Source organism: Cellulomonas triticagri (genome assembly GCF_003696205.1).
In the GTDB taxonomy this organism is placed as follows: domain Bacteria; phylum Actinomycetota; class Actinomycetes; order Actinomycetales; family Cellulomonadaceae; genus Cellulomonas; species Cellulomonas triticagri.
The window spans coordinates 1-3,692 of the sequence record NZ_RFFI01000204.1; the positions used below are offsets into that span (position 1 = coordinate 1).

The window sequence follows — 3,692 nt, forward strand, 5'->3', positions numbered from 1 at the left end:
CGCGGGCGACGGCCGCGGGGCGGGCGAGCGCGCGCAGCGGGGCGATCACCTCGGCGGCGGCGAGGACGGGCTCCTTGGTGGCGATGCGGACCACGACGCGGATCGCGCCCGCGAGCACCGCCATGACCGCGACGAGCGGCAGCAGCGGCAGCGGCGCGGACGCCAGCCGCAGGTGCAGCAGCGCGGTGCGGCGGGCGGCGTAGGACCGGCGCGGGTCGGCGGCGTCGGGCTCGCCGTCGGCGTCGAGGTCGACCACCGGCTCCTCGGGGTGGTCCCGCAGCCCGTGGTAGCCCGCCTGGGCGTGCCGCACGACCGCCGACGGGACGACGAGCACGCGGTGCCCGGCGAGCCGCGCGCGCCGGGACAGGTCGAGCCCGTCGCCGAACGGGCCGAGGGCGGGGTCGGTGCCGCCGAGCTCGTCCCACACGTCGCGCCGCACCAGCGCGCCCGCGAGGCCGACGCCGAGGACGTCCTCGCGGCCGTCGTGCTGGCCCTGGTCGACCTCGCCGGGCTCGACGTCCGTCATCCGGCGCCCGGAGCGCGACGTGCGCACGCCGACCTCCAGCAGGCGGGCGGGGGCGGTCCAGGTGCGCTGCTTGACGCCGGCCACGCCGACGGAGGGTGCGGCCTGCACCGCGCGGACCAGCTCGGACAGCGCGGCGGGCTCGGGGGCGGAGTCGTCGTGGAGCAGCCACAGCCAGGTGCCGGGCAGGTCGGCGCCGCCGACGGCGGTCCGCACGGCGTCGCCGAAGGTGCGGGCGCCGGGGGCGGTCAGCAGGGTGCTGGACCCCGCGGGCAGGCCGGCGTCGCGCAGGACGCCCGCGAGGGCGGGGTCGGGACGCTCGCCCGCGTCGACCAGCAGGACCCGGGCGGGGGCACGGGTCTGGGCGGCGAGCGCGCGCAGCGTCGTCGGGAGGAACGCGGTGGCGCCACGGGCCACGACCACCGCCGTGACGGGGGCGGGGGTGGACAGGGACCCGGTGGCGGGCGCGCCGGCGTGCGTGGTGTCGGACATGCTCACGACATCATGCGCCCCGCAGGGCGCCGCGGCTCAGACCACACGCCGCTTGAGCTTGCGGCGCTCCCGCTCGGACAGGCCGCCCCAGATGCCGAACCGCTCGTCGTTCTCCAGCGCGTACTCGAGGCACTCGGAGCGCACCTCGCAGCCCTGGCAGACCTTCTTGGCCTCCCGGGTCGAGCCGCCCTTCTCGGGGAAGAACGCCTCGGGGTCGGTCTGGGCGCACAGCGCGCGCTCCTGCCAGCCCATGATGCCGTCGTCCTCGGGCGACCCGAAGAGCGGCAGCACGCTCGCCATCCCCGGCTCGGGCTGCGCGCCCTGCGCCTCGGACGGGAAGGATCCCTCGTCGTCGAGCAGACTCCACATGTGTGCCTCCCCCGTCGTGCTCGGTGCTGATGATCGCTGTCACAGGCTGTGACCCGGGTCCCCCGGACGGGTCCCGCGCGGGTGACCTCCGGCCAACCGTCTCCGGGAATTACACGCGTGTCGTTCCGCGTAGTCAAGCGGAACAGTGCTAGTGAAGCGCTCTCCGGGCGGTATGTCCGATTCGTCATAGGGCCCGGCACCTAGGCTGGCGTGGTGCCCGTCACCAGCCCCCGCCCCGCCGCCACCGTCGCCGACGTCCTCGCCGGCCTGCTCACCGAGCCCGGCCGCCCCCGCCTGACCTGGTACGGGACCGCCGGGGAGCGCGTCGAGCTGTCCGGCGCGGTGCTCGACAACTGGGTGAGCAAGACCACCAACCTGCTCGTCGAGGAGCTCGACGCCGAGCCCGGCACCCGCGTCCTGCTCGACCTGCCGCCGCACTGGCGGACCCTGCTCTGGGCGCTCGCCGCGTGGCGCACCGGCGCCACCGTCGTGACCGACGCCACGCCCGGCGCGCTCGCGTCCGCCGACGTCGTCGTCACCGACCGGCCCGACGACCTCGACCTGCCGCGCTCCGCCGCCGTGGTCGTCGTCACGCTGCCCGCGCTCGCCCGCCGGTACGACGGCACGCTGCCGCCCGACGCCCTCGACGCCGCCGCGTCCGTCATGACCTACGGCGACGTCATCGGCTGGGTGCCCGCCACCGACCCCGGCGCGGACGCCCTCGACGTCGGGACGGACCCCGTCCCCCACGCCGGGCTGCTCGCCGCGGCGGCAGGGACCGTCACGGCCGTCCCCGCCGGGTCCCGCGCGCTGCTCGAGGTGTCCGCTGCCCGCACCGCCACCCCCGTCGTCCTGCTCACCGCGCTCGGCGTGCTCGCGGACGGTGGCTCCCTCGTGCTGCTGCACCCCGAGCCCGGCGACACCCCCGCCCGTTCCGAGCGCGTCGCCGAGACCGAGCGGGTCACGGCGACGGTGTGACCGTCCCGTCCTGCTGGACCAGACCGACCCAGACCTCGCTCCACGTGCTGTCCACCGTGCGTGGCGCGCCCACCAGGGTCCGACCCAGCGTCGTGGAGGTGACGCCGCCGACACCCGCGTCCGGGACGCCCCCGCTCCACGGGTAGTCCGCCAGGTCGAAGCTCAGCGCCGCCACGGGCTCGCCGCCCCACGCCGCGCGGATCGCCGCGAGGTCCGCCGCCGAGGGCGGCTCCAGCAGCTCGACCACCTCGACGTCGCACACCACCCGCAGCGTCGCCAGGTACCGGAACGGGCTGGAGTGCGTCCACACCACCCGCTCCACGCCCAGGTCCGCGAGGGCGTCGCAGACGGCGTGGGCCTGGGTGGCGCGGCCGGACAGCTCGACGACCGACGCGCCCGGGCGCCACGTGGTGACGGGGAACGCGACGACGGCGAGGGCGAGGACACCGGCGCCGAGCGGGCGGGCGACCGACCCCACTGCCCGGGCACCGGTGCGGGAGGTACCGCGGGACGGCCGGTACGGCCCGTACCGCCACCGGCGACGCACGCCGCTGCCCGCCAGGGCCGCGAGCGCCACGGTCGCGGCGAGCAGCAGCCCGGGGAACGTCGCGGGCAGCAGCCGCCGCACCGCCCAGATCTGGTCCGGGGTGATGCTCACCCGCACCAGCGGGAACACCGCCGCGACCCCGATCACCGCGACGAGGAGGGTGGCCGCCGGGTCGCGGCCCGCCACGGCGCGGCGGGCCAGCAGGGCGAGGCCCGCGAAGCCGAGCACCACCACCGGCACGCCGAGGTACCAGGCGACCCACGCGAGGGTCTGCTCGTCGTACGACCGGGCGGCGTCGAGCGGCTGACCGGCGGCCTGCTGGAGCACCTGGACCGCGTAGCCGAAGCCGGTGGTGGGGTCGGTGAACCGGCCCTCCCACCACAGCGGCCGGGTCGCGAGGCCGAGCCCGACGACGACCACGACCGCGGCGGCGGCGGTCCCGAGCCCCCGGCGCCGGCCGTGCACCACCCGCCGCAGGCCCGCCAGCGCGCGCCCGGGCAGCACCAGCGTGACGACGGCGACGAGGACCACGAGCGCGGCGGCCGTGAGCAGCCCGGTCAGCTGCGAGCTGTGCACCCGCACGTACTCGGGGCTCAGCCGCAGCACGTCGGTCGTCCCGAGCGCCACGAGCACCGCACCGGCACCGACCGCGGCCACCCCGGCGCGCGCGGCGGCACGGCGGTCCGCGCGACCCAGCGGCGACGCCCCCACCAGCGCGTAGCCGACCGCGAGCCCGACGAGGGCGACGGCCCCGTCGATCCGCGCCGCGCCCACCGCGCCGAC

Annotated in this window: 4 protein-coding genes; 1 reads left to right on the forward strand and 3 read right to left on the reverse strand. The window is 77.6% G+C overall.

Annotation, left to right across the window (positions count from 1 at the left end; translation table 11 throughout):
• Nucleotides 1–1,015: glycosyltransferase family 2 protein (locus EBM89_RS19955; protein WP_122151326.1), on the reverse strand; the 1,015-nt coding region annotated here is incomplete at its 3' end.
• A gap of 36 nt (nucleotides 1,016–1,051) precedes the next feature.
• A complete protein-coding gene (locus tag EBM89_RS21930) occupies nucleotides 1,052–1,315 on the reverse strand; it encodes a WhiB family transcriptional regulator (RefSeq protein ID WP_305038157.1) in 264 nt (87 codons plus the stop codon).
• A 282-nt stretch (nucleotides 1,316–1,597) separates the two neighbouring features.
• Between EBM89_RS21930 and EBM89_RS19965 the strand changes: the two genes are divergently transcribed.
• Nucleotides 1,598–2,362, forward strand: coding sequence for a TIGR03089 family protein (locus EBM89_RS19965; protein WP_122151329.1), 765 nt, complete (start codon nucleotides 1,598–1,600; stop codon nucleotides 2,360–2,362).
• On the opposite strand, the gene EBM89_RS21590 is transcribed toward EBM89_RS19965, so the two are convergent.
• Nucleotides 2,346–3,692 (reverse strand): hypothetical protein (locus tag EBM89_RS21590; RefSeq protein WP_199732217.1); only part of this gene is annotated, 1,347 nt, incomplete at its 5' end. The genes EBM89_RS19965 and EBM89_RS21590 overlap by 17 nt on opposite strands.